The following is a 23,679-nucleotide window of genomic DNA, read 5'->3' on the forward strand; positions in this document are numbered from 1 at the left end:
CCATAATGACGGCAGAACCATTACCGCGCGCAGTCTGATTTCCTACTAGCCAACTCTAGTCTTAAGTCGACGCCTCCACCTTCTCCCACCCCAGCAAGTGCTCGTTCTTGTCGAGCCAGGCCTTGCGCTCCTGCCAGTCCGGCAGCACCTTCCCCACAAGGTCCCAGAACTCAGGCTCGTGGTTGCGGTGCTTCAGGTGGCACATCTCGTGGACCACGGCGTATTCCAGCACTGGCTTCGGTGAGAAAATCAGGTGCCAGTTGAGATTGATCTGTCGGTCCTGGCCGCAGCTGCCCCACATGTGCTTCTGGTCCTTGATCTGCACGCCGCGGGGCTTGAGCCCATGGCGCTCGCCATACCGGCGGACGAAGTCGCGGGCGTCGTCACGCACGCGGCGCTTCAGCCAGAGCCGGAGAGCGCTCTCGATAATGCTGTCGGATGACTCGGGGGCCAAATTGGCAGGCTTGCGGATCTGGAAGCCGTTGCGGAAGTTGACCTCGACCAGGGAGCCATCGAAGGGTTCTATGGTGAGTCTGGTCATACGCCCACGATAGGGGATCTTGGCGCCGGTCACGAACTGGTAGACGCGCGTCTGTGCCCTGGCGCGTTCTGCCATGTGCTGCACAGTCTCGATGATCCAGGCGCGCCTGCGGTCTAGCACGGCGCTGATCTGATCGTCTGTGGCAGCCTCCGGCACCAAGAGCTCGAAGGATTTCGGCGTGACGCTGAGGCTCGCCTTGCGGGCCCTGGGCGATCGCCTCAGCGTGTATTCGATCTCTTGGGCGCCGATGCGATAGACGGCCATGTCACTGCCCTGCGAAATGTTTGAGCGCGTAGGCCTCGACCTCTTCCGGGATTTCCCTGAATTGCGTCAGCCCTGCCAGATGCGCCATGGAGCGCACCTGCTGGCGCAGGCTTTTGCGCAGGCCATCCTTCTCCCACCAACCGTTGGGAGCGGTCACCGGATCGGTGTAGAGACCTTCCAGCCGGACCGCCAAATCCTCGCCCTCAGGGCCAGCCGCGAAGCCGTTGAGGATCTGCAGAATACCGTAGGCGCCGGGAGTAAGGCCTGCTTCAACATGGGCCGCATCCTCGGCCGTGATGTCCTTCGCCAGCTCCTCGGCCGCCTTCAGCTTCTCGCCCCAAGAGAGCTGCGCGCTTTCCAGCTTTTCCAAGAGCTGCCGTAGCCGCTCCGAGAACTTGCCATACTGATGCGGGCTGTCGTTGATCCGTTCGGTGACGGTCTTGCGCAGCTCCGTCGTCTTGCGGATCGCTGCCGTCATCAGGTCTTCCTCGGTCTTGCCCTCAGGATCGAAATCCTCCCAGAACTCCGGGTCAGTGATGTGGCGCAGCTTAACGGTGACGCTTAGACCCGTCGCCTCCAGATGCTTCTCCAGCATCTCGCGGATCTTCTCGCTGTAGTTCATCTGGTCGAAGGCCTGGCGCTTTTCAAAGTGCTGCGTGCCATAAAGCAGGAAGTTGGCGACCCATTTCAGGTCTGCGGTGAATTCGAGAACGCTTGGGTCCGGGCTCAGCGTCTCGTAGATCGCGATGAAGCTGCGGGCCTTCGCCTTGAAGTCGAACCATTTGTCTTCCGTGCCGAGCAGCTTCACGAAGGTATCATACTCGGCCTTCAGCGCGTCCTTGTCGCTTGCCTTGCGTTTCAGCGGCTTCATCAGCGCGGCGACGGCGGAGTGCGCGGCCCGCAGCTGGTTGCGCAGATCGTCCAGGTCGCGCATGGCGTTCTTCACGTCATCGGCTCGGTAGGAGGAAAGCGCTGCCTCCAGATGACCGGAAACGCCGATATAGTCGACGATCAAGCCGTTGCGCTTCTTCGCGTCGGAAACGCGGTTGGTGCGGGCGATCGCCTGCAGCAGGCCGTGCTCCTTCAACGGCTTGTCGAGATACATGACGCTTTCGATCGGGCAGTCGAAGCCAGTCAGCAGCTTGTCGCAAACGATCAGGAATTGCGGATCGTCGCCCTTGCGGCCAAAAGCCTTCTTCGCCAGCTTTTCCGCCTCGGCATCCAGGTAATGCGCTTTCAATTCGGTGCGGATCGCCTGCTTGTGGGCATCCTCGCTCGGTTTGCCGTCCTCCTGGTTGATCGAATAGACGCAGGCGGACATGGCATCTGCGCGGGCCAGCGCCTCGGCGGGCTCCATGCCCTCGGCCTTCAGATCTTCGGCAATGACCTTGGTCAGCGCCTGCTTGTAGAGGATCACCGCCTCGCGATCGATGGCGACGATCTGCGCCTTGAAGCCATCAGGCAGAGCATACTGCTTGAAATGCGTCCAGATGTCGTAAGCGATCAATGCGATGCGGCGTGGATGCTTGACTAGATCCTCGATCTGCACCCCGCGCTTCTTGATCTCGTTGAGCTTGTCGTCGTCCAGTTCGGCAAACCAGGTGTCGAACAGAATGTCGATCTTCGCCTCGTCGATATGCCAGTCGGTCTTGCGACCGGTATAATAGATCGGCACCGTCGCGCCGTCGGCCACGGCGTCATCGATGCCGTATTTGTCGAGATAGCCTTCGCCTGGCACACCGAAGTTTTCGTATGTGTTCTTGTCGTCCTTCTTCACCGGCGTGCCGGTAAAACCGAAGAAGCGGGCGTTGGGCAGCGTTGCGCGCAGATAGGCACCGAGATCCTTTTCCTGGGTGCGGTGGGCCTCGTCCACCATGACGATCCAGTTTTCCGAGTTGGCAATCGCCTCGTTCGAGCCCTGAAACTTGAAGATAGTGGAAAGCGCCGTGTGCCCATCCTTACCGCTGCGGATCAGCGCGTGCAAATCTTTGATGCTCTCGATCGCGGTCGGGTTCGGCAGGCCGCAGGCGACGAATGTCCCGCTGATCTGGCTGTGCAGGTCCACCCGGTCCGTCAGCACCAGAATATTCGGATTGGTGAGCCGCTCGGACTGGATTGTCCGGTGCGTCTTCAGCTTCAGCGCGGCAAAGACCATGGTCAGCGATTTGCCGCTGCCCTGCGTATGCCAGATCAGCCCCTGCCGGTGCTTGCCCTCGATCACGCGCTCGACGATGCGGTTGACGGCGCGGAACTGCTGGTAGCGGCAGATCTTCTTGATTGTGCCAGTCTCGGTCTTTTCGAACACGACGTAGTGCGCGATCAGGTCCAGCAGGCGGCGCGGCTCCAGCAGGCACCAGAGACCCTTGGCGAGCGTGTCGGGAAAATCGGCCTCCGCCTTCGGCCAGGGATCGCGCCACTCGCCAAAATATTTCGAACCGGAGCCGGTCGCGCCGTAGAGCACCAGGGCACCGTCGGTGACAATGTTGAAGACATTGGAAAAGAACAGGCGTGGAATGTCCCGCTCATATTGCCTGATCTGCTCGAAGGCCTCGCCAGTCTTGTCCTTCACGTTCAGCGGGCTTTTCGCCTCGATCACGACCAGCGGAATGCCGTTCACATAGACCACGACATCGGGCTTGCGCGTGTTTTCAGCCTTCACCCTGAGCTGATGCGTAACGGAAAACCGGTTGTTGCCGAGGTCGAGAAAATCGATCACCCGCAGCGTCTGGCGCGTTTCCTGGCCGCTCACCTTACGGGCATAATCGCCGCGCAGCAGCTTCAGCCAGGCCTCGTTGTCGCTGATCGCCGCAAGCTCGGCATAGGCAGCCTCGGCAGAAGCGCGGTCGATCCCGTTGATGCGCATCAGCGCCTCAATCAGATGCGGGCGAAACAGAACCTGGTTCTCGCCCTCGCGCAGTGAGGCATGGTCCGCCGGCGCCACGAAGCCATAACCCATTGCCTGGAGATGCTGGATCGTCGGGCGCTCGGCAAAATGCCATTCGGGGTCTTGGCTCATAGGGCGTTTACTCCGCAGCCATGGGCAGAGCGTCGGTGACGCGCTTGCGACCGGTGAGGAGGTCGGACATCAGGGTGGATTTGAGTTGCTCAAGCACCGTCAGTTCCGCACGCTGGTTCTTTTCAGTCTCATGCAAGTCTTTTGCCTGCGCAGCGATCGACACTTGTTCCTCCTGTGGAGGCACAGGAACAACAAGTTTACGCAATATATCAAGCGTCAATTGTGGCTGGGCGCTGCCAAATACCCGCCGTTTGAGTTGATCATCGACCAGTTGCGAGGCGGTCAGAGCAAACAGGAACTCTGGAAGTATGTCAGAGCCCGTCGAGCGCATAACAGCCATTCCAGAGTTTATCCGCACGCAGTCGAACGCGATGTTCGGACCGTAGAATGCGAAATTGCCTATGGTTCCTCTCGTCGTGACGACAATGTCAGAGCGCTGAAGCAGACCGTTGCGAAGTTTCCGGTGCTTCTCCTCGGAGATAAATTGGCACTCCTCAAAAACAAACCCTGATCTGGTTACATTTTTTGCGCTCAGGAAGAGGCAATAGCCATCATCTTGGTAGTCTTCGGCTTTAGGATATTCCTTGCCTCTGTCACCATCGACGATGGTGACGGAGGCATCGCCCAAGGTTGCTACCTCCCACCCCTCCGGGATCTCCCCGATCTCCGTCTGCTTGAACCGCGTATGGCCGATGCCTTTGGTGAGCAGGCGTTCCAGCACACCCTGCTTGACCTTTCTGGTCTGCTCGATCACCGCCCGCGTTGCCGCAATGGCCTCATCTACGCTGAACAGGATTTCGGCAATGCGACGTTGTTCGTGGAGCGGGGGGACAAAAACTTGCTCTTTGGCGGCCTTGTCGCGATTAAGTCCTGGGACGCCTGTTGCCTCGTTAAGGCGCTCCAGAGATGCGAATTTCAGAAGATAGGTTAGCCACTGCCAATCGCTGTTTTCTCTCTGCACCACAAAGTAAGTTGTATCGATAGGCCAGAAGCCGCCCTCGACATAAAAGACGCCTCCAAGTGAGCCCTTGCGGGAAATCACAATGCTAGGCCCGGCAGCTACCGCTTTATCGTGATATCCGACAATGCCGCTTGACCCGAAGACCGGAACTGCTCCTTCCCTGCGCTCCGCACCAGCGAGGGCTTTGCCATATTCGAGTTTAACTAGGTCTCCAAGTTCAGACCGCCGCCATCCCTCCGGCATTTCACGCGACATAACCAAGCTCCCGCAGAAAGGCCATCATGCGGGCTTCTGCTGCATCCCGCTCGGCCTGAAGCTCGACGAGTTTTTCTACTTCCGCCGCGACATCGACCTCCTCGGCCTCTTCGCCCAGATGCACATATCGGCTGATATTCAGGTTGAAATCATTCGCCTCGATTTCGCTTGATGGCACCACCCGCGCCAGCCGCTCGGCATCGGCAAAGTCGCCATAGGCCTTGGCCAGCGTGGCAACATTGGCCTCCGACAGATGGTTCTGCGCCTTGCCTTCGACGACATGCTCGGCGCCGTTGACGATCAGGATCTGGCCCTTGCGGGCCGCCGGCTTTTGTTTGCGTAGGATCAAAATACAGGCCGGAATGCCCGCGCCGTAAAACAGATTGGGCGCCAGGCCAATGACGGCCTCGATCAAATCATCCTTGATCAGCCCCTCGCGGATCTTGCCTTCCGCACCGCCGCGAAACAGCACGCCATGCGGCAGCACCACGCCGCAGACGCCGTCTTCCTTCAGGCTCGCCACCATATGCTGCACGAAGGCGAGGTCGCCATAGGATTTCGGCGGGCAGCCATAGCGGTCGCGACCATAGGCATCGCCCTTCGACCAGACATCATGCCCCCAGCTTTTCAATGAGAATGGAGGGTTGGCCAGCACCCGGTCGAAGGTGCGGATGGCCTTCACGCTGTCGCCTGTCAGGTGCTTCGGCTCCAGCAACGTATCGCCGCGCGCCACCTGTGCGTCGTCGATATCATGCAGGAAGAGATTCATTTGGCAGATGGCCCAGGTGTTGAGGTTCCGCTCCTGGCCGAACAGCGACAGGCTTTTCGGGTTCTTGCCCTGCCGCTCCAGATGATGCACGGCCTCCAGAAGCATGCCGCCCGACCCGCAGGTGGGGTCATAGATCGACATGCCTTCTTCCGGCTTTAGGCACTCGACGATCAGCCGCACGACCATCTTCGGCGTATAGAACTCGCCACCCTTCTTGCCGGCATCATCGGCAAACTGCGCGATCAGATATTCGTAGGCCTGGCCCAGCACATCCGGCTCGACATCGGAATTGCGCAGCCGATAGGTCTCGAAATGCTGCAGCAGCTTTTCCAGCATGGCATCCGGAAAGCGCTCCTTGTTGTTGAAGTCGACATCCTGGAAGACGCCGCGCAGCTTCATGTTCGCGTCTTCAATGGCGCGGAACGCAGCGTTCAGATGCGTGCCGATATCGGTCGTGTGCTTGCGCACATCCTTCCAGAAATGGCCCTTGGGAATATCGAAGCGGTGCTCGTCCGGATCAGCGGCAAGATCGGCGTCATGATAGCGCGCCAGCCGCTCCTCATACTCCTCCTCCCAGACGTCCGAGAGGCGCTTGAAGAACAGAAGGCCAAAAATGTAGTGCTTGTAATCGCCGGAATCGATCGATCCCCGCAGGATATCCGCCGCCCGCCAGAGATGGTTCTCCAGCTGCGAAAGGGTGAGTGTGCTCACGATGTGCGTTCCCCCGTCATGCTTTGCGCCCACAATAGCAAATCGGAGCGCCAGGGCAATTTAGCTGGACATCTATAGAGCGTCCAATAGAAGTCGACTCCAATCATTCGTCGCTGGAGGATTCCACATGAAGAATAGCACACTAGAGCGATCTGCACCGGTTTTAACGCTGGCCTTTACGGGCGTTTGGTTTGGCTATTCGCTACATGATGCGGCGTTTCCGTGGGAGCCTATCGTGGTGGCTGTTGGAGCGTTTATTGGCTGGCTTGTCCTGGATCTACAGTTATCAAGCCATGCGGTAGCTGCCGCGCAACTTCATCCGCACGATAAAGCCTTAGGCAATAAGATGCGAAGCCTATTTGACCAGCCAACACGTCGCTTTCTCAAGGAGCAGAATTTTGGCCAGCCCTTCAAAAGCGATTTGCTAGATAAACTGGAGATTCTTGCTGATGATTGGCACGGGACGAACTACGAATTCGAGGACGCTAGCCTAGACAACATATCGGCGGAAATCGTTCGGCAGGCGATGGGTTTTTGTAGCAGGATTGCGGAATATGTCGGCGTGGCTGGCAACTGGCCCCCAGGCCACCTTTCTGTTCCCCTGGATCGCGAACGCGCAGAGGACCAATTTTCAGATGCAACTTGGGCTCATATTAAAGAATTAAGAACTTTAGCCGATTCGCTGTTGGGCGAGTATGAGAGGTTCGAGAAGGCCTTCCGTCGACTGGCGCCAGAGGAATACCGAAAATTGCATTGATGGCGGGGCTTCAATGCGCCGACCAGACCCTTCGGAGAGGTGGCAGAGTGGTCGAATGTGATTAAGCGCACTGTCAGCGGCTCCGGCCACGCACTTGTGGAGTGGCTAGGCTTGTCACTAAACCGTGAAGCCCAACGATTTGCCTGAACTCCAACTCAATCGCGACAAATAACCCTACGCAGCGTGAGCCTCACACTGCTTCATCAGCGTATCTAAAAGGGATTTGACCGTTCGATCAGCATGATCATCGCCGGGAAAAAAGACTGCGCGACTGTTGTCTGACAGAAGTCCAGTCTCCGTTGCTAGAGCCGTTAATGTTTTGCACATATGCGCTATCCGTGTTTCGCTGCAATGGTTACTGACCCGGATTGACCAGCTCTCGATTGCGGCGGCCGTTAGCCCAGCTAGGCGCTCTTCACGTGCAATACTCGAGGTGTTTACAATCTCAAGCGCTGCGCGTTCTATTTCAATACGCTGCTCAAATCGTCGAGATCTGCTCATCTGTTGCCTCTACTTTTGCGACGGCTCCGGCCACCTCATCACACCATATCAGAAGGTCTCGCTGAACTTCCAGCACTTCCGACGCAGCGACGTCTGGCGGTATGCTTCCCCTCTGGCTCGCCATTCGGCACTGAAGCATCTTTTCATAGGTCTCCAGTGCAATGGGGAACGGGATTGGAAGTTCGAAAGGAGAGTAGCGACCGAAAGACGGAGTCCTCCTCAGCCGCCAACTTGCAGCCATCGCAACATTCCGAGCGCAAACGTAAAGAATACCCAGTTCGAACACAGCGTTCGCATGACAAGCTGTTACCCATCGTTCTACACGGCTCGCAATCCCTCTCAAGTCGCAAATATCTGATTGGGCGCTTCTGTAGTCGGCAGGGGTCCCGAAAAGCTTTTGCAGACTCATTCCGGCGAGTGTTTTGCCTTCCAGGCAAAGATGCCACGCAAAGAGATCACCGGATTCAAAAAGTGCTCTGATCTTCCGCAGACCATACCATGAGAGAGAGGGCTCCTTACCGAACTCTGCTTTCACGAACTCTCTGACTGGATCCGGTTCGGTCTTACCCGTGCCGTTTTCTACAATAACCAATATGTCTAAGTCGCTTTTGGCGTCATTATCGTTGCGCGCGCCTGATCCGAATAGGCTGATGTTAACGATCGAAGGCGGGAGAACAACCGTCATCTGTGCGACAGCCAACGAAACAAGCCGGAAACCAGAATGCCAAGGCTAACGTAACGAAAGATAACCACTATCCAATCGATCACAACGATATGGTTGAGGCTTTCTTCATAGGGGGCATCGAGGAAGAGGCTGACATAATATACCATGTAGGACTTAAACACGGTCGTCAGTTGAGAGACCGACGGGTCTGCAATTTGTGATGCCCAGACCAGGGATGAAATCAGAGAGAAGACAGCGAGGATTACCAATGCGGAAATAGGGAGGTTCCACAATTTCTCGCCATGTCCCCAGAGAAAGCCGTCAAGCCACAGGCCGATTCTTTGAATTAATACTGATGCGCGTTTTCGGAAGCCCTTGTATTTGCGCTTATAATAAGCTTCATCCTGCATCCAGGCTCGCCGTAGGTGTTCCTTTTTAGCGGCGAGTTCGGCGACAACGAAGGCCCTGCCAGCGGACACATCTCCCATCGAAAGAGCATTCTTTCTCAGAATTTGTAAGAGTTCGCGGCGCACATTTGGCCGTTCAGGAAGGTTCTTGAGAATCTCATCTGTTTCAATCCTGCACCCACTAAAATCTGAGTAGCTAAAATTGCATTCGTCAAAGTTTGCATTTCGGAAGTTGCAGTCGATGAATCGTGTTCCTGTGAAATTGCATTGCTTGAAAGTAGCTTGATGAAAATAGCCACGGGTAATCAAAGAGTAAGAGAAGTCCACTTGGTCAAAAGCCTGCGTCTTTCCGCTGACGTCGGTCAGTTGAGCATGCTTGAAAGCAGTGCCTGTCGCATGCTTCAGTTTCTCTGATTCAAGTCTGAGCGGCTTAAACGCGATAGTCTGGGTATTGTCAGTTAGGTCGTTAGCCACGGCTCGCTCATACGTTGATTACCTGAGCAATACACCGGGAGTGAATGAGGCACAATTGCGCCGCTCAGATATCGCTTTAAAACATGGGTGTGTTCGCCCCGCTCATCGCTATGAGACACCCCGCGCAAATCAAGCGCCGACCAGTTATGCGGAGAGGTGGCAGAGTGGTCTAATGCACCGCACTCGAAATGCGGCATACGGTCAACCGTATCGGAGGTTCGGATCCCCCCCCTTCTCCGCCATTGGGAACCATTCGGGTGTAAGGTTTCCAATCTGTTGACTGATAACTCTTCATCTTTGTGACCGGTGCGCAAATCGGTGCGGGCCACGATGGAGGCGCATATGCTGAGTTGATGCGAAGGCGCACTGCATTGGCGAAGGGCGCTCCGCTACCAGTCTCTGAAAGTGAGAACGTCTTCCTTTAGAGTTAAGCTGATTTCACCGCCTAACTGGTTCGCCCAGAACGGTCCGCGGATGTCATCAAATCCGGCTCCGAGCCATTCTACAACTCTAACTAATTTGCGCCCGCGTTTCTGCGCGATCAGTTGATTTAAGTGAGTGTCGTTGCCAGAGTAGCCGAAGATCAATATCTCTTCGCTTTCATCAAGCGCCCTTTTTAGAAACTCCCAGTATGTTGTAAGTATTTCAGATGATGATATTATGTATTTCTTGTGTGTTACGTGCGTTAATACGATATGCCGCCCAACGTTCTTAAGTTTTCTTCCGGGCTTTTCTATAGATTCTGGACTTAATTTATGAGGTCTAGATTTATCCCTGTCAACGAATAATGGGCAGCCATGGAGGTGCAGATACCATCCTCCCTGTTCCTTCTGTCTAAACATGTTTCTTTTATCAAATTTTTGGTCTACGAACCCGTCCCGAAGAATTTTGTTATTGTCGAGTATGTTCAAGGCCCCAAATGCCGACGAGAGCAGACCGTCGTAGTTTAATGTTGCGACGTGCGATTGAGTTTCTGTAATCCTCTCGGCTAGACTGTTCGTAAATTCCTCCGGTAAGCAGCATCGTTTTCCAATATTTTCGCCGTGGCTATGTTTCGCAACAAACATTCGTCGTGCCACTTCAAATCCAAACTGTTGGACAGCGCTGGGGAAATCCAGGCCATGCTGTGATAGCCAATGGCCAATCTTAGTGGGAGGAATCTCTAGTAGAACCTCACATGCTGCTACAATCTCTTGCAGCTTCGCCAATTGCTCTTCAGATGTCGGCATTTTTGCGCCATCTGGAAGGCATGCCAGCATGAGCTTTTTTTGCGCTTCTGTGAGCTGGCCGCTCATCCACGCCGCGGACATTACTGTGTTTAGATTGAACTCGTCGGGCGCAATTGCCATCCCAAGTCCGTTACCGAATATGAATAGCTTTCTCATCTCAGCTATTCTCTATCCAGTTGGCCATGTTCTGCGCAATGCTATTAACAGCTAATGGCGCAGTATTGCTTGTTCCAGAATATACCTTTCCCAAAGTTGAATCGAATATCTTGTATGTGTAGTTTGGAGATATCTTCTTAAAGGCTTGCTGCATAATATAGCATCCGCAGTTTGCCTTTGATTTATCCAGCTTTGGATTTTGTATTGGCCATATATGGTATACATCCATCCCATTCGGAGTCTCAAGCATGAAGCTTGGACTTACTCTTACAAGTATTTTTCCATCAGCGAGCTTCAATTGTCCTTTCTTTTCAAACAAAGATATTTTTGTTTTTTTTCCGAACTTAACGTTAAACGAATCGAAGGCGGCCTTGTTGTAGCTAATCTCATCCGGCCGTGAAGAACTGTTTAAGATGTAATCTATCTCATCCTTGGACTTCTCCTGGATATGAGCTGCAATCGCTAGATGCAAATTTCGGTAAAAATCGTATCCGGCTGACGATTGAATTCGTCGCAGCACCTCTGAAATTTGCCGTGCAGGATCCATGGAGTATATTCGTATAAACGAATTCAATGAGAGGGATAGCAACGGTGCTGACATGGAAGCTCTTTGGGCGTTGAATAGGTCAGTTGCGCGTCTTACCGCATTGTTCAATTTTGTTTCGTCGAGGTTGTATCCTATTTTGACCAACAACGTGCGGCTTTTTTGGATTCAGTATCATGGGCAGACTTGACGGATAAGCCTTGGCACCCCTCCAGGGGCATCCTACGCGTGACCTTTAACATCGTTTGGAGGCTACATGGCGACGCTCCGGGAGCTCAGAGGACGCGCGCGAGCGCAGGTGCGTCGTCGTGGTATGAAACCTCGGTGCAATCGTTCGACGGCAAGCTCGAAGCTGAGAAATGGGCCCGCGATCTGGAAGTCCAGGTTGACCGGTTCGGCGCTGCACCTGACACGAAGATCCTTGAAAGCACGACGCTGGGGCAGCTCCTAGAGCGCTACCAGCGCGAGATCTCGCCTACCAAGCGCGGGTAGGCTCAAGAGATCCAGCGGATCGACGTGTTGCCAAATCAGAGCGCCAGGGCAATTTAGCTGGACATAATGCTGCAGGCGAATAGAAATTCGCATGCAATCAAAAGCGTGATGATCGGCCCGGGGCGTGAGCGATATCAAACTGTTTCAGTTCGGCGAGGAAGGCTTCGTTACAGACAACCACGCGTCACTTTGTTTACAGCAGATCAGGTGAGGGACGAATGCCGCAAGACAAGACCAGAGTTGAAGCCCTCTATCGTGGACACAAGATAATCGCTGCCGCCTTCCGTGGAGAACCCACTTCTGCAATATATCTAGGGAAGTCGCTTGCGACCTCCAATCGCTTCAAGGGCAAGACAATTGAGGAAGCCCTATCTCTCGCCAAGCGATGGGTTGATGAAAAGTATAGCGTGACCGCGGCAAATCGGCCGGAAGCCCACATTGCGACAATCCAGGAGTATGTGGACGCTTTGACGGCACGCCCGCCTAAGGACAATGAGATTGCAATGCTCAAGGCACATGCCACGCGTCAGATAATGACCGCAACCGAACTGGCAGAAGCCGCAGGCTATCAAAGCTTCAGCAGCGCGAACTTGCACTACGGCACATTCGGGCGGGACATCAGCGAAATTCTTCATCTCACGCCCAAGAAACGCAAGGATGGGACGACTATTTGGACGAGCGTTCTCGCTGATGGAATGGACGCCGATAGTGACCTTTCTGCAGAATATCGGTGGCAGATACATTCCGAACTCGTCGAGGCGCTTAAACGCCTCGGGATCCGTTGAACCGGATTTATGTCCAGTGAAAAAGTCCTGGTCAGTTGCAACGCTCACAGACTTCGGACGAGTGCGGTTGTCGAAGACCTTGTTCATGCGCGATTTCCTGTTTTCGGACATCGCTTCGATCCATGGCTTCAACAATTTGCCCGACGATCCCGATCTGGCGATCGCTGCCGGCACGCGGCTGTGCGAGGACTTGCTTGAGCCGCTGCAGGATGCTTTCGGCCGCATCGCCATTCGCTCGGCCTTTCGCTCTGCCGAAGTCAACGGTTTCGGCAACCAGATGCAGCGTGCAGGCAACAAGGGATACACCTGCGCTGCAAACGAGGCGAATTACGCGGGGCACATCTGGGATCGTCGTGATGCGGACGGCTTTATGGGCGCCACAGCCTGCGTCGTCGTGCCCTCGTTCTGGGACCGGTTCCAGGGGGAAGGCGAATGGCAAAAGCTCTCCTGGTGGATTCACGATCACCTGCCCTACTCGTCTCTCTATTTCTTTCCGACCTATTGGGCCTTCAACATCAGCTGGCACGAACGACCCGAGAGACGCATCGATAGCTACGCGACACCAAAAGGTTGCCTGACGAAGCCGGGAATGGCAAACCACGCTGGCAGCCATTCCGGTGAATGGTCAGGGATTTTGCCGTAGCCAGCAAAAGGAGCCTACAGCACCTACCCCAAGAACTATCGAAGCCCCTCCGTCGTTACAAATTTTGGGTAGCCCTCGCCAAACAGCACCGATCTGGCTTGTTACCGCCGTCAGCTCTTGCAAGCCGCGCCGGAGGCGTCTCCCTGAAGACAAACAGATCCAGAGGCTTCACGAGTGTCATCGAGCGATGTTCCGGGCGGCAGAGTGCTTACCGGAATTCATCAAACAAGCAGCTCAAACTCCGGTCAACTAGCCTGAGGAGCGGCACCAGGCGATGTCTCCAGCATCTGCAAAATTGGATCAAAATGGTCGAAGATTTTACGCGCGAATAGCGAAACAGACTGCATCATCGTCTCAATGGAAGCATCAATATCTGTTTCGTCATCTGGTTGTTTTTGATAAATTTCCTTTTTCGCGAGGCAAGTCCAATCCCTGCCCGGCCGGGATGTCGGGCGATGCAGACGCTTCTCATCCAAAATTGTGACGTATCGTTGGCGGATCTGCTCATCTCCTGGACCGAGGTATAGATAAGCAGCTATCTTCGGACCTTCGCGCTTGAGCTCCAGTAAGATAAACCTCTTGGATTCAGTCCATCGCGAATTCTTGAAACCGGGAAGGTCATCCCATTGTTCAAACGCCAGTCGAAGAATGGTTTTATAATCGACGTCAAGCATCATTTTGACGCCTGTTTCCCTGATCGCCGCTAGAAGATCACTTCGTCTATCTTTCAAAGCTTCGAAGAGGTTGCCTGTTTCATCTGGTCTTCGATCAGCAAGAAATTCGAGCGCTTCGCTGTGCTGTGCCCAAAGCTTTCGCGCAATGTCTTCCAAACGACGATCTTCCAAGTGGTGTCTCCTGAGCATTCGAAGATAGGACCGCAGCATCTGTGCCGACTGACTGTTGTTGGACTGATCCGCCAGGGGCTGCAGATGTTCAACAAGGTCGCGAATTCGCAGCGGTTCCCAGTGGTCAACATCGGTCGGGGCCTCCTCATGCTTTGTGAGGAAGACATTCAAATGCTTCCATCCCTGCGACATAGGCCATTCTTGTTCAACAATTCGCCGGTAACGTCTTAGCTGATCGTGGCCTTGGCTTGAATCAATCTTCAACTCTATGGGAATTACTATTTGTGAAGATCGCAGGACGATAAGTAGGTCTATGTTACGCCATTCCCGTCTAACGTCCGCTTGATCTATGTCCATCACATGAACATCTAGCGCCTTCAAGCTGAAATCGCTTCGAGGGAAAGGGCATTCTTGTGCGATACACATCAAGAATGCCCGAAGAACAGCTGCATTAAATCCGTGAGGGCGGCTCGGGTTCAGCAGATGAGCCAGATAGTTGCCGTGCCTGACTTCTGAGCGAACCATACCTAGCGCTTCAAAAGGACAATATTGATCGAACTCCTTTTCGAGCTCAGCGAAGTCGTCATCTTCGAGGAGTAGTTTCTCCAGGCGGCTTTCCATCTCAGCAGTATCAGATGCCAATGCGATATCTCAATATTTTGATGTTGAATCCATTGTCCACATCTTTGCCGGGCTTTTCGGACTTTCACAATCTATATTCGAGCTCCGAACTATCCCTCTTGCACACCGTCGTCGGCTTTCTATGGCCGACTTTTATACATCTGGATAATAGGTGCAGATGCTCCAGGAGTGCGGGGAGCGCCGGGAGACTGGACTGCGTTCACCTAGAAATTTCAACGGACACTTTCTCATCCGCGTCGTTAAGAGCATCGATCGCGCGACAGCTCAGGTGACAGACGAATGGGGCGCATATAGCATCGTCATATGACTGAAGGGCCATGGACCGATACGGAAAACGATCTGATCGTTGCAGACTATTTCGAGATGCTGCAGCTCGACCTTGCCGGCAGGACCTATAACAAGGCCGAGCACAACCGGCGCCTTCAGCAAGTTATCGGCCGGTCCCGCACCTCAATCGAGTTCAAACATCAGAACATCAGCGCGGCACTCAAAGGCTTCGGTGAGGATTGGATCCCAGGATACAAGCCGGCGTTCAATTACCAGAAGTCTCTTGATGGCGCTGTTGCACGGTGGTTCTCGGCCAACCCGGCTTGGCTAGAGCGGCGACCAGAACCAACGTGGAGCTCTGCCTTTCGCGAGCCTCAAGCACTTTGGATCGGACCGCCGCCCACGATGTCGAACCAACCACCGCCGCAGGAGCTTGAGCAGATGCTGCGCATTGCTCGCAAATTCGATGTGGCCGGTCGAGACGAGCGCAACCGTATACTGGGACGCGCCGGCGAAGAACTCATTTTGGCTTACGAGCGGGCGACGTTGGAAGCAGCAGGCCGCGCCGACCTGGCAAAGAATGTGCGCTGGATCTCTGATGAAGAAGGCGATGGCTTGGGCTATGACATAGCCAGCTTCGACCAGTCGGGTGGCGAGAGGCTCATTGAGGTCAAGACAACCAACGGATGGGAGCGCACGCCGTTCCACATCAGCCGCAATGAGCTCGCCGTTGCACAGGAACGCCGTTCTGAGTGGCGCCTCTTGCGCCTATGGAACTTCTCAAGAGCACCTAAGGCGTTCGAGCTTACCCCTCCCCTTGAGGCGCACGTGACTCTAACCGCGACGGCGTTCCAAGCCAGCTTCACCTGATCACGAGAGTGCCTATCAGGGCGGCCACTCTGCCTATTCCCTGGATGGTGACCCAGATGAGCCGTATACCTTTACATAAGAGGGCTGCCGGCTCCAATTTGGTAAAGGTTGCGACCAACGAACCTTGTCAACTATATACTTAAAGTTGCAAATAACCTTGACATGAAATTCGCAATCGTTGCGGAAATGCACTCAACGTTGACGCTACCTTTCCCCGTTCTTGACAGAATGGCCTGGATTTGGCGTTTTTGCTCTCCATGTAAAGGTCGGACGACACGATCAGGTTGCAGGCACGGCTGTCGGCTCCTAAGCACTGACGATCGATAAAGCATCGGCTCAAAAATTCGAGTGCTTTTGCAAGCACGGCTTTGAGTCCCTAGCCGGGATTCTATGATTGCCAGCGTGGAAAACATATTCGGAGCGGTCTGCATCGCATAGAAACGACGCTTCGCCAGACCGCTAATTCAATGCCGATTTGAGCTTTAGCCGCGAGACCAGCCGCGTCGGAGCCCGCCGTTTCAAAACGATTTTGGTCTCAACGGACGATACATTGGCGCGCAACTTCACCTTGTTGCCTACCACCTGGTGCCCACTAGCCTCCTGCCCCGCACATGACTGGTTGTGACCTGCACCCAGAGCTTCGAAGTCCTAGGGTATGGATGGACTAACTATGGGGATCCTTTCCGTCGCCGCAAGCACCCTATCTCCTATCCTCCCATACCGATCATGGTGCGACCAGCGGGTCGCACCCAATCGTTTCCCATATGAGCGAGACAGGCGTCAGTCTGGCAAGCTGACAAGCAAACGAAGGCGGCGACGCAACGTCGGGGTCAACTCCGGGATCCGATCACCATAGAATTCACGGAGAAAGGCGATCCAATCACGCTCAACAGCCGAAGCCGTATCGCTCGCGAACACCTCCTCGACCTTGTTAACCAGCTCTGCCCCAAACCAACTCTTGAGCACGAGCACGAACAAGTTCCGTTCGTCACAACCGATTGCCTTAGCCAATGGCATCGCCTTGTCGAGGGGAACCCGGAGTTTACCAGTCAGAATACCTTCCAGTATCTCAGGTCCATGGAAACCGCATAGAATCGCGATTTCATTCAAAGTGTAGGGACTGACATCGACGTGCGCCCTGAGCAAGTTGGAGATCTCATTCTTAATTTCTTCAATCATATTTTTCGCTCTCACTGATCATCGCACACAATATATATCGTATAATCTCGAGGATTATCGCTGGTTAATTTTTAAAAAGTTCAGTTGTAAGTAAGTTCTTACTTATCGAAATTTGATTTCGAATTAATTCCTGGAACTATATTACGAATCATGAGATGTTCTACCTAATCTATAGAGAGGAATCCAAGATGGAGAAGAACCCCAATGCCGCTATTATTGTCGGACAGATTCTGAGAGACCACTTGCGCGCATCTAGCTTAACGACTGAACAGCTAGCGGCGCGCCTTGGTTTCAAGCGAGGAGCGAAAATGATGAACTTAATCACCGGGCGCCACTATTTCTCCCCGGAACATATTGAAGCCGCGGTAGAGACCCTTGGGATCGAACCAACCCATTTCACTCGTGCCGTGCTCAGACAGTTCTTTAACGATAGAGCTGTCGACTTCATGTGCAAGGCGCTGTCCAGCGGTTCAACTGATACATCCGATGAACTCGCAGGCACGTCACGGGAAGGAACTCCCAAGCCCAAATCGAAAAAGAAAAAGCGCGGCAAATGATCCGCGACCGGGAAGATCCTACATGAGTGACCGACGACCGGCTCAAAGCGACCCTACTCTGCCGAACCAGCTTGACCTCGACACGTGGCGCATTCTCAGGAAGGCATTAAAGACAGGGCTTTCCGATCGACGGATCAGCCTGGGCGATGACGAAGCATCGCTCGTAACACGTTTCATGCTCGAGCAGATTGAGGCGAGTGGGCTTAGAATTGTCCCAGCCAAGCCAACCGCGGAGATGCAGCGGGCCACCAAAGAAGCGCTCGACCAGGGAAAGCGCATGTCGATCACCTGGGTGAAGCCTCGGACAAAGCAGCGATGGCGCTATCAGGCTGCGATTGACGCTGCACCAAGTTGGCGTCGCGGCTACCAGCTGGATCGAGTTGCCGGATCCGAACAGCCGGGCGAACGTGACTAAGCCGCCTCCTCTACCCCATCGGCTGCTTTCAGGTGATCAATCATTAGCCCAGGATAGGCGATCGAGTTAATCAGCTCCACTCGCTGTTCAAGCATCCCTTGCGGCAACGTGCCATAGCGCTGGGTCATCGTGCCTGCCGTATGCCCAAGTATGAAACCAAACTGCTCGTCGAGGAAGCCCGCGCGACGGAGAGCGTCAGCCGCCCCATGCCGGAAGCTGTAGAGTGACAAGCCGCGACCTTCCTTCAAGCCGATCTTCGTCAGGTAACGCGGGAAGTCGCGGCTGAATGTAGCAATCATCTGGCCGCGCTCATTGCGCTCAGCGAGTGGGAACAGTCGCTTCTCTCCCTGCTTCTTCATTGCAGCATGATGCTTGAGCAACCCGAGCTTCACCAACTCAGGGTGAATTGGCACAACGCGCATCGAGCCAGTAGTCTTAACGGACTTGTCCCCATCGCCCTCTATCGTGATGTGCATGATCCAGTGACCGCGGTCCTGACGAACGTCGTCTATGGCAAGCTGAGCGATCTCTGCCGGCCGGGCGCCGGAGAACAGCATGATCAGCGGCACCCAAAAACGATGGTCTCTAATCAGGACATTACCTGGCTTGCTCCAGAAGCGGGGGGCAGCAGCATTCTGGCATCCAGTGAAGAACGGCGATTTGAACAAGACGTTCATCTCATCCACCGTGAAGGGCTTGGTCGTCTTCTCTTTGGACTTCTTGAGGAACATGTCGGCCGCCGGGTTCGCAGTCAGGTAGCCGTGGTTCGTCAGCCAGGTGCAGAAGGCGCTGAATCCGGATAGATGGCGATTGACCGTAGGGGCGCTGATTGTGGGCTTCTTGATGATCTCATTGTGCTTCACGATCTGGGCAATCTTCATGCCTGCGAAAGCCTTCGTCTCGGTCGCCTTGATCGGGTATTGAAGCAAGAGCGCCTTCCACTCCCGGACAGCCTTCTTGTCGATCCGATGCACTGGGAACGTGCTGCCGACGTGGTCAACGAACAGACCGACGTCCCGACGAGCTTGTGAAAGCGTGTCCGACTTGATCTGGTTAGGGTTCTCGCGTGCGTAGATTTCAAAGAGCTCCATGATGGTCTGGCCAGGAGCTGCTGCCTCGCGGGCGACCCCGGAGGCTGGCTTGACGATCGGATCCTTTGGAGTTCCGGTGAAATCCCCCTCGTCACGTTCCAGGGTGCGCTGCAGCCCCTCAATTTCAGCGCGCGTCATCAGCACGCAAAGCTCGCGATACTCATCCGAGCCTTCATCGACCAGGAGCCTGTGCTTGGCGACGAAATCCTGCACAACCGGCGCGATCAATTTGTTGTCGCCAGAGGCAAGCGCCCTCTTCAGTGCAGCGAGGCGACGACTGCGCAGATTGGCATCATCGATCCGGGCTCTCAGCATCAGCTCGAAGTCGGTGTAGGCGTTGATCATGCCAAAGAAGTTGTCGGACGTTATCTCGCCGAGATCGATCCGGCGATACAGGCTCTGTAGCTCTGCGTCCTGGTCTTCCGGTGTTGGCATTGCACGCTGCTTGCGATCGTAACCTTCCAGCGTCGCCTCGTAGTGCTGCCAGACGGCAGCCGCTTTGTCGTCTGACGTCAGTTCGCGGCGTGAGCGCACTTCATCGAACTCGGCCTGCCAGCTTTCAATCACGGGCCAGAGACGCTTCTTGGCCTCGTTCTCGTCCTTGGTGCGCAGCGATTTCTTGCGAGTGGAGGTGCCGTAGTGGGCGACCAGATCGAGCGGAACATCCAGCCTGGCATAGTAGGTTGCACCACGCCGTTCGAGATATGTGACCCTTGCCATTTCCACCCATCCGTAGCACTATTCCGGAACACCCAACCGGAACACTGCTAGAAAATAAGTCTTTTAATTGCAATAGGTTGTTTCGTATCAAGGTGTTGATAGAAGTTGGATTACTTTCCAGGTTCCCCAGCCATTCTCGCTAAATTCCTGAATATTTTGTCTTTTCCGCCCGTTTCGGATCCCGTTTTGGCATCATTGGCGACCTGATGCCCAAAACTGATGCCCAGAGGTGATGCCCACGCCTTCTTTCGATCGGCGGCGTCACCCCTGGCAAAACAGGGTGTCCTTGCCATGGCCGTTCGCCACGAGGTCGAAAATCTGATCCGCCGCGGAACCATCTTCTACTGGCGGCCGCGTATCCCGAGCTGCTTTGCCACCTGCCCCACCGGCAGCCGTCTTTCACTCAGTCTTCAGATTTCCGACCATAGAAAGGCTTCGGAAACCCTGCCATTGGAGGCATGCTTTCGCGTTTTGGATCGTCTGCGGAACAGCTGTTTTCTTCGGACATCGGGACGATTCAGCCAGGCTGATTTTTGCCAAAGACCGCGTCTTCGAGCCAGCGGTTGGAAAATTTCCGGTGCGGATCGAGTTGTTCCCGCAGCGACCTGAAACGCTCGAACATCGGGTAATATGAAGCGACGTCGCGGTTGCAGAAGACCTTTCCCCAATGTGGACGTGCCTTGAAGGGCTCAAGGGCGATTTCGATCTCGCGAACGGCGGCTTCGACGGCGGTTGGATCGGCGATCCAGGTGAAATGCATGGACAGCGTGTCCTGGCCGAATTGCGGGCTGAGCCAGAGGTTGTCGGCAGCCACTGCGCGGAACTCGGTGACTTGAACGAGATGGGCGAAGCGGACGCTGATCGCTGCGACAGCCTTGATGGCCGCGCTCCCGAATTCAAAGGGAATGTGGAACTCCGACTGGATCTCGTCGCCATTGCTGGGTGTGAAGCCCATTTTGAAATGCGGCAGTCGATCGCACCAGAGCCCCGATTTTCCGAGTTGATCCGTCGCATTGACGGGGTCGACCCCGGAGATCGGATGCCGCTTGACGCTTGCAAGCCGCGCACCGTGCATGTCTTCCGGACTGTACACGGCAAGTTCCTTCCGCTTCACCCAGATCTGTCCCGCGTGATTGCGCCAATGGGTAAAGACGCTGACGCTGTAACCGCCATCCATGATCTCTTCGAGGTTTTCAAAGAGCGCATCCCAGCTCAGTCCCTCATAGACATTCTGAACAATGCGGTATTCGGGTTCGACGTCGAGAGTGATCCGGGTAACGACACCCAACGCTCCGAGATGAACGACCATGCCCTCGAACTCCGGATCGCCGCGCCTTGTCTCCACGATGGTGCCGTCTGCCGTAACAAACTCGAGGGCGGCAACGCTGGTCGCCAGATTGCCGTTCTTGCGTCCCGAACCGTGAGTGGCCGTTGCAATCGCTCCGGCGATCGAAATGTGCGGCAGGGAGGCAAGATTATGCACCGCCAGACCATGTGCAGTCAGATATGTCGCGAGCTCGCCATAGGTCGCATGTCCGGCAATCGACACCTCAGATTTTTCCGCGTTCAGCACGGGTGCGATCGGAATGCCTGCCAACATCAGGGCGGTCTCGCCGTCGGCGATGGCGTTGAAAGAATGCCTTGATCCCAGGACCTTGATCGTTCGCGATGACCGGACTGCGCCTTGCAGCTCTTCCATCGAGGAAGGACTGCGACAATCGCGAAACGAATAAGCAAAGGTCTTGGACCAGTTGGTCTTTGGTGCTGAGGTCATACCTTATTCCCGCATCATAGAACGGGAGAGCTTACCGTAAAACGGCAGGCGCCATAGCTCCCCCTCGCCTGTTTCTTGTGGGCCGGCAATGAAGTTGGTCTATTCGATCTCAAAGTTGAAGAAGTGCTGGGTTGCAAGGGCTGCGGCACCCCGTGCCCATGAATTGGGAACCCAGTCAGGCAGCAACTCCGGTTTTGCAAAGAAAAGATACTTTTCCATCGCGGCCTTGATCGGCTCGAGAATGGCGTCACCGAACTGCATGGATTCCCCGCCCGCGACAACAACCTCCGGATCGAAGAGGTTCACCAGATCGGCGAGATGACGTCCGATCATTTCACCGGCTGCCGTCATGACGGCGATCGCCTTTTCATCCTTTTCGTCAATGGCAGCCGCAAAATCGGCCCGTGTCGCCTCGAAACCCTTGGCACGGCCCCAGTCCTCGACCATGGCCGGCTCGGCGGAATGAGCCATGAGGCAACCGCGTCGACCGCATTCACAAAGCCTGCCGCCCTCGACGGCCGTGATATGGCCAAGTTTGCCGGCAGCTCCATGACTGCCTCGAAACAGTTCGCCGTTGACAACCAGAGAACTGCCGATGCCCGTGCCGACCGCAAGCGTGACGAAATTCTTGTACTGACGCCCTGCGCCGAAAAGCCTTTGGGCCACGGTGAAGGCGTTTACGTCGTCGTCGATCCACACCGGAACGTGAACCTTTTCGCCGAGTATGTCTGCGAATGGAAGGTTGTGCCAGCCAAATCGGGGGCTTTGGATGCACACCCCATTCGCGGCATCGACTTCGCCCGGGATCGATACCCCTGCTTCCCTCACTTCCGCACGGTGTCGAGGTCTCGCTCCGCGAGGCCGCTGACCGAAAGTTGCTGTTCGTGCTGAACACGACTGCGGAAACGAAGGAAGTGGAGCTGCCTTCAAGCACCGATCTCTTGACCGGCAAAGCGCAGAGCGGAATGACCGTGCTTTCGGGATATGAGGTCTTGGTGCTTGAACAGTCTATTCAAGGCGACGCTCGGAAAACATGGCGTGGCTGAAGGGCAGGCCTGTCGTCAGTTCACGTCAGACGATGGATGACGAAAGGCAGTTGCGGTGGCGGTGTTCGGTTCATCGACAGCACCGCCGCCGCATGGCGATCAGCCTTCAGAGTTCCGGGTGGCGGTTCACGTCCTTGTAGAGAAGATAGCGGAAGCGGCCGGGGCCGCCGGCGTAACAGGCCTGAGGGCAGAATGCGCGCAGCCACATGTAGTCGCCGGCCTCGACCTCCACCCAGTCCTCGTTCAGCCGGTAGACGGCCTTGCCCTCGAGCACATAGAGCCCGTGCTCCATGATATGGGTTTCCATGAACGGGATCGTCGCACCCGGCTCGAATGTGACGATGTTGAGGTGCATGTCGTAGCGCACATCGGCGGGGTCGATGAAGCGGGTCGTGGCCCATTTTCCGTCGGTGTCGGGCATGGCGTGCAGCACGCAGTCTTCCTCATGGGTGAAGATGGCAGGCGGCCGCTCCAGGCCTTCGACCATCTGGAACTTCTTGCGTACCCAGTGGAAGCGGACGGCGGACGCGCTGTCATTGCGGAACGTCCAGGCGGCGCCGGCCGGGATATAGGCGAATGAGCCGGCACGCAGCGGCCGGTCGGTACCGTCGACGGTGATCGTCGCTTCGCCGTCGACGACGAAGATTGCCGCCTGGGCGCGGGCATCGGGTTCGGGCTTCACGCTGCCGCCACCCGGCGCCACCTCCATGATGTACTGGGCAAAAGTTTCGGCAAAGCCGCTCAACGGTCTTGAGATGATCCAGGCCCGTGTCCGGTCCCAATGCGGCAGGACGCTCGTGACGATGTCACTCATGACCGTTCTGGGAATGACCGCATAAGCGGTGGTGAACACGGCCTTGCTCGAAAGCGTCTGGGTTTGCGGTGGCAGGCCACCAACCTTGGAGAAGTATGAGGGCATCGTCAGTCTGCAGCCTTTGCATGTTCACTCTTCCGGCTTTCCCATTCTGCCGGCGAGAGGGTCTGGATATCGAACGGGTCGAGGATCGAACGAATACACGATCCCGTTTGTTTTAAGAATGGTTTCATGCGTGCGGTCCACCTGCAAGGCAGCATGACAGCAACATTTGCAGGCGGCCGTCCTCG

General features: G+C 55.4%; 21 protein-coding genes, 1 tRNA gene and 1 pseudogene. 9 read left to right on the forward strand and 14 right to left on the reverse strand.

What is annotated here, in order from left to right; translation table 11 throughout:
- Window positions 1–61: 61 nt before the first annotated feature.
- The 4 genes from NN662_RS15325 to NN662_RS15340 are packed head-to-tail and all read right to left on the reverse strand — an operon-like array spanning window position 62 to window position 6,517.
- On the reverse strand, window positions 62–805 hold the full coding sequence (locus tag NN662_RS15325) for a M48 family metallopeptidase (RefSeq protein ID WP_261931096.1): 744 nt from the start codon (window positions 803–805) through the stop codon (window positions 62–64).
- A gap of 1 nt (window position 806) precedes the next feature.
- A complete protein-coding gene (locus tag NN662_RS15330; protein ID WP_261931097.1) occupies window positions 807–3,821 on the reverse strand; it encodes a type I restriction endonuclease subunit R in 3,015 nt (1,004 codons plus the stop codon).
- Window positions 3,822–3,828: 7 nt separating this feature from the next.
- Window positions 3,829–5,037 (reverse strand): restriction endonuclease subunit S, encoded by a 1,209-nt coding sequence (locus NN662_RS15335; protein WP_261931098.1) that lies wholly within the window; start codon window positions 5,035–5,037, stop codon window positions 3,829–3,831.
- Window positions 5,027–6,517 carry a type I restriction-modification system subunit M gene (locus NN662_RS15340; RefSeq protein WP_261931099.1) on the reverse strand — a complete coding sequence of 497 codons (1,491 nt, stop codon included), beginning with the start codon at window positions 6,515–6,517 and terminating at the stop codon, window positions 5,027–5,029. Before NN662_RS15340 ends, NN662_RS15335 begins: the two co-directional genes overlap by 11 nt.
- A 127-nt stretch (window positions 6,518–6,644) precedes the next feature.
- On the opposite strand from NN662_RS15340, the gene NN662_RS15345 reads away from it, so the two are divergent.
- The gene (locus NN662_RS15345) at window positions 6,645–7,274 is read left to right on the forward strand and encodes a hypothetical protein (RefSeq protein ID WP_261931100.1); all 630 of its coding nucleotides are present in this window, start codon (window positions 6,645–6,647) and stop codon (window positions 7,272–7,274) included.
- Window positions 7,275–7,752: 478 nt separating this feature from the next.
- Here NN662_RS15345 and NN662_RS15350 read toward each other — a convergent pair whose 3' ends face one another.
- The gene (locus NN662_RS15350; protein ID WP_261931101.1) at window positions 7,753–8,460 is read right to left on the reverse strand and encodes a nucleotidyltransferase domain-containing protein; all 708 of its coding nucleotides are present in this window, start codon (window positions 8,458–8,460) and stop codon (window positions 7,753–7,755) included.
- Window positions 8,457–9,320: a pentapeptide repeat-containing protein gene (locus NN662_RS15355; RefSeq protein WP_261931102.1), complete on the reverse strand. Its 864-nt coding sequence runs from the start codon at window positions 9,318–9,320 to the stop codon at window positions 8,457–8,459. Before NN662_RS15355 ends, NN662_RS15350 begins: the two co-directional genes overlap by 4 nt.
- Before the next feature lie 150 nt (window positions 9,321–9,470).
- Between NN662_RS15355 and NN662_RS15360 the strand changes: the two genes are divergently transcribed.
- A tRNA-Ser gene (locus tag NN662_RS15360) sits at window positions 9,471–9,562 on the forward strand.
- A 147-nt stretch (window positions 9,563–9,709) separates the two neighbouring features.
- Here the strand turns inward: NN662_RS15360 and NN662_RS15365 are convergent.
- The gene (locus NN662_RS15365) at window positions 9,710–10,705 is read right to left on the reverse strand and encodes an SIR2 family protein (RefSeq protein ID WP_261931103.1); all 996 of its coding nucleotides are present in this window, start codon (window positions 10,703–10,705) and stop codon (window positions 9,710–9,712) included.
- Window position 10,706: 1 nt separating this feature from the next.
- A complete protein-coding gene (locus NN662_RS15370; protein WP_261931104.1) occupies window positions 10,707–11,252 on the reverse strand; it encodes a hypothetical protein in 546 nt (181 codons plus the stop codon).
- A 253-nt stretch (window positions 11,253–11,505) separates the two neighbouring features.
- Here NN662_RS15370 and NN662_RS15375 point away from each other — a divergent pair.
- The 3 genes and pseudogenes from NN662_RS15375 to NN662_RS15385 form a co-directional block, all read left to right on the forward strand.
- A pseudogene (locus NN662_RS15375) lies at window positions 11,506–11,738 on the forward strand (site-specific integrase); the annotation flags it as partial.
- A 221-nt stretch (window positions 11,739–11,959) separates the two neighbouring features.
- Complete coding sequence (locus NN662_RS15380) at window positions 11,960–12,526, forward strand: hypothetical protein (RefSeq protein WP_261931105.1); 567 nt, start codon at window positions 11,960–11,962, stop codon at window positions 12,524–12,526.
- Between the two features lie 16 nt (window positions 12,527–12,542).
- Window positions 12,543–13,169: a hypothetical protein gene (locus NN662_RS15385; protein WP_261931992.1), complete on the forward strand. Its 627-nt coding sequence runs from the start codon at window positions 12,543–12,545 to the stop codon at window positions 13,167–13,169.
- A 245-nt stretch (window positions 13,170–13,414) separates the two neighbouring features.
- On the opposite strand, the gene NN662_RS15390 is transcribed toward NN662_RS15385, so the two are convergent.
- Window positions 13,415–14,656, reverse strand: coding sequence for a PD-(D/E)XK nuclease family protein (locus NN662_RS15390; protein ID WP_261931106.1), 1,242 nt, complete (start codon window positions 14,654–14,656; stop codon window positions 13,415–13,417).
- Between the two features lie 303 nt (window positions 14,657–14,959).
- On the opposite strand from NN662_RS15390, the gene NN662_RS15395 reads away from it, so the two are divergent.
- The gene (locus NN662_RS15395; protein WP_261931107.1) at window positions 14,960–15,793 is read left to right on the forward strand and encodes a DUF3883 domain-containing protein; all 834 of its coding nucleotides are present in this window, start codon (window positions 14,960–14,962) and stop codon (window positions 15,791–15,793) included.
- A gap of 780 nt (window positions 15,794–16,573) precedes the next feature.
- Here the strand turns inward: NN662_RS15395 and NN662_RS15400 are convergent.
- Window positions 16,574–16,972, reverse strand: a complete 399-nt coding sequence (locus NN662_RS15400; RefSeq protein WP_261931108.1) for a hypothetical protein — start codon at window positions 16,970–16,972, stop codon at window positions 16,574–16,576.
- A 188-nt stretch (window positions 16,973–17,160) separates the two neighbouring features.
- Here NN662_RS15400 and NN662_RS15405 point away from each other — a divergent pair, with 188 nt between their 5' ends.
- Entirely contained in the window at window positions 17,161–17,529 is a 369-nt protein-coding gene (locus tag NN662_RS15405) for a helix-turn-helix transcriptional regulator (RefSeq protein WP_261931109.1), read from the forward strand.
- Window positions 17,530–17,551: 22 nt separating this feature from the next.
- Complete coding sequence (locus NN662_RS15410; RefSeq protein WP_261931110.1) at window positions 17,552–17,944, forward strand: hypothetical protein; 393 nt, start codon at window positions 17,552–17,554, stop codon at window positions 17,942–17,944.
- On the opposite strand, the gene NN662_RS15415 is transcribed toward NN662_RS15410, so the two are convergent.
- From NN662_RS15415 to NN662_RS15425, 3 genes are all read right to left on the reverse strand, one after another.
- A complete protein-coding gene (locus NN662_RS15415; protein ID WP_261931111.1) occupies window positions 17,941–19,755 on the reverse strand; it encodes a site-specific integrase in 1,815 nt (604 codons plus the stop codon). The genes NN662_RS15410 and NN662_RS15415 overlap by 4 nt on opposite strands.
- Window positions 19,756–20,272: 517 nt before the next feature.
- Window positions 20,273–21,529: a D-arabinono-1,4-lactone oxidase gene (locus NN662_RS15420; RefSeq protein ID WP_261931112.1), complete on the reverse strand. Its 1,257-nt coding sequence runs from the start codon at window positions 21,527–21,529 to the stop codon at window positions 20,273–20,275.
- A gap of 99 nt (window positions 21,530–21,628) precedes the next feature.
- Window positions 21,629–22,357: an ROK family protein gene (locus tag NN662_RS15425; protein ID WP_261931113.1), complete on the reverse strand. Its 729-nt coding sequence runs from the start codon at window positions 22,355–22,357 to the stop codon at window positions 21,629–21,631.
- Between NN662_RS15425 and NN662_RS15430 the strand changes: the two genes are divergently transcribed.
- Window positions 22,264–22,575 carry a Beta-galactosidase C-terminal domain gene (locus NN662_RS15430; RefSeq protein WP_261931114.1) on the forward strand — a complete coding sequence of 104 codons (312 nt, stop codon included), beginning with the start codon at window positions 22,264–22,266 and terminating at the stop codon, window positions 22,573–22,575. The two genes, NN662_RS15425 and NN662_RS15430, sit on opposite strands and share 94 nt — an antisense overlap.
- 106 nt (window positions 22,576–22,681) lie before the next feature.
- On the opposite strand, the gene NN662_RS15435 is transcribed toward NN662_RS15430, so the two are convergent.
- On the reverse strand, window positions 22,682–23,494 hold the full coding sequence (locus tag NN662_RS15435) for a bifunctional allantoicase/(S)-ureidoglycine aminohydrolase (protein WP_261931115.1): 813 nt from the start codon (window positions 23,492–23,494) through the stop codon (window positions 22,682–22,684).
- Between the last annotated feature and the right edge of the window lie 185 nt (window positions 23,495–23,679).

The organism is Rhizobium sp. NRK18 (assembly GCF_024385575.1).
In the GTDB taxonomy this organism is placed as follows: Bacteria; Pseudomonadota; Alphaproteobacteria; order Rhizobiales; family Rhizobiaceae; genus JANFMV01.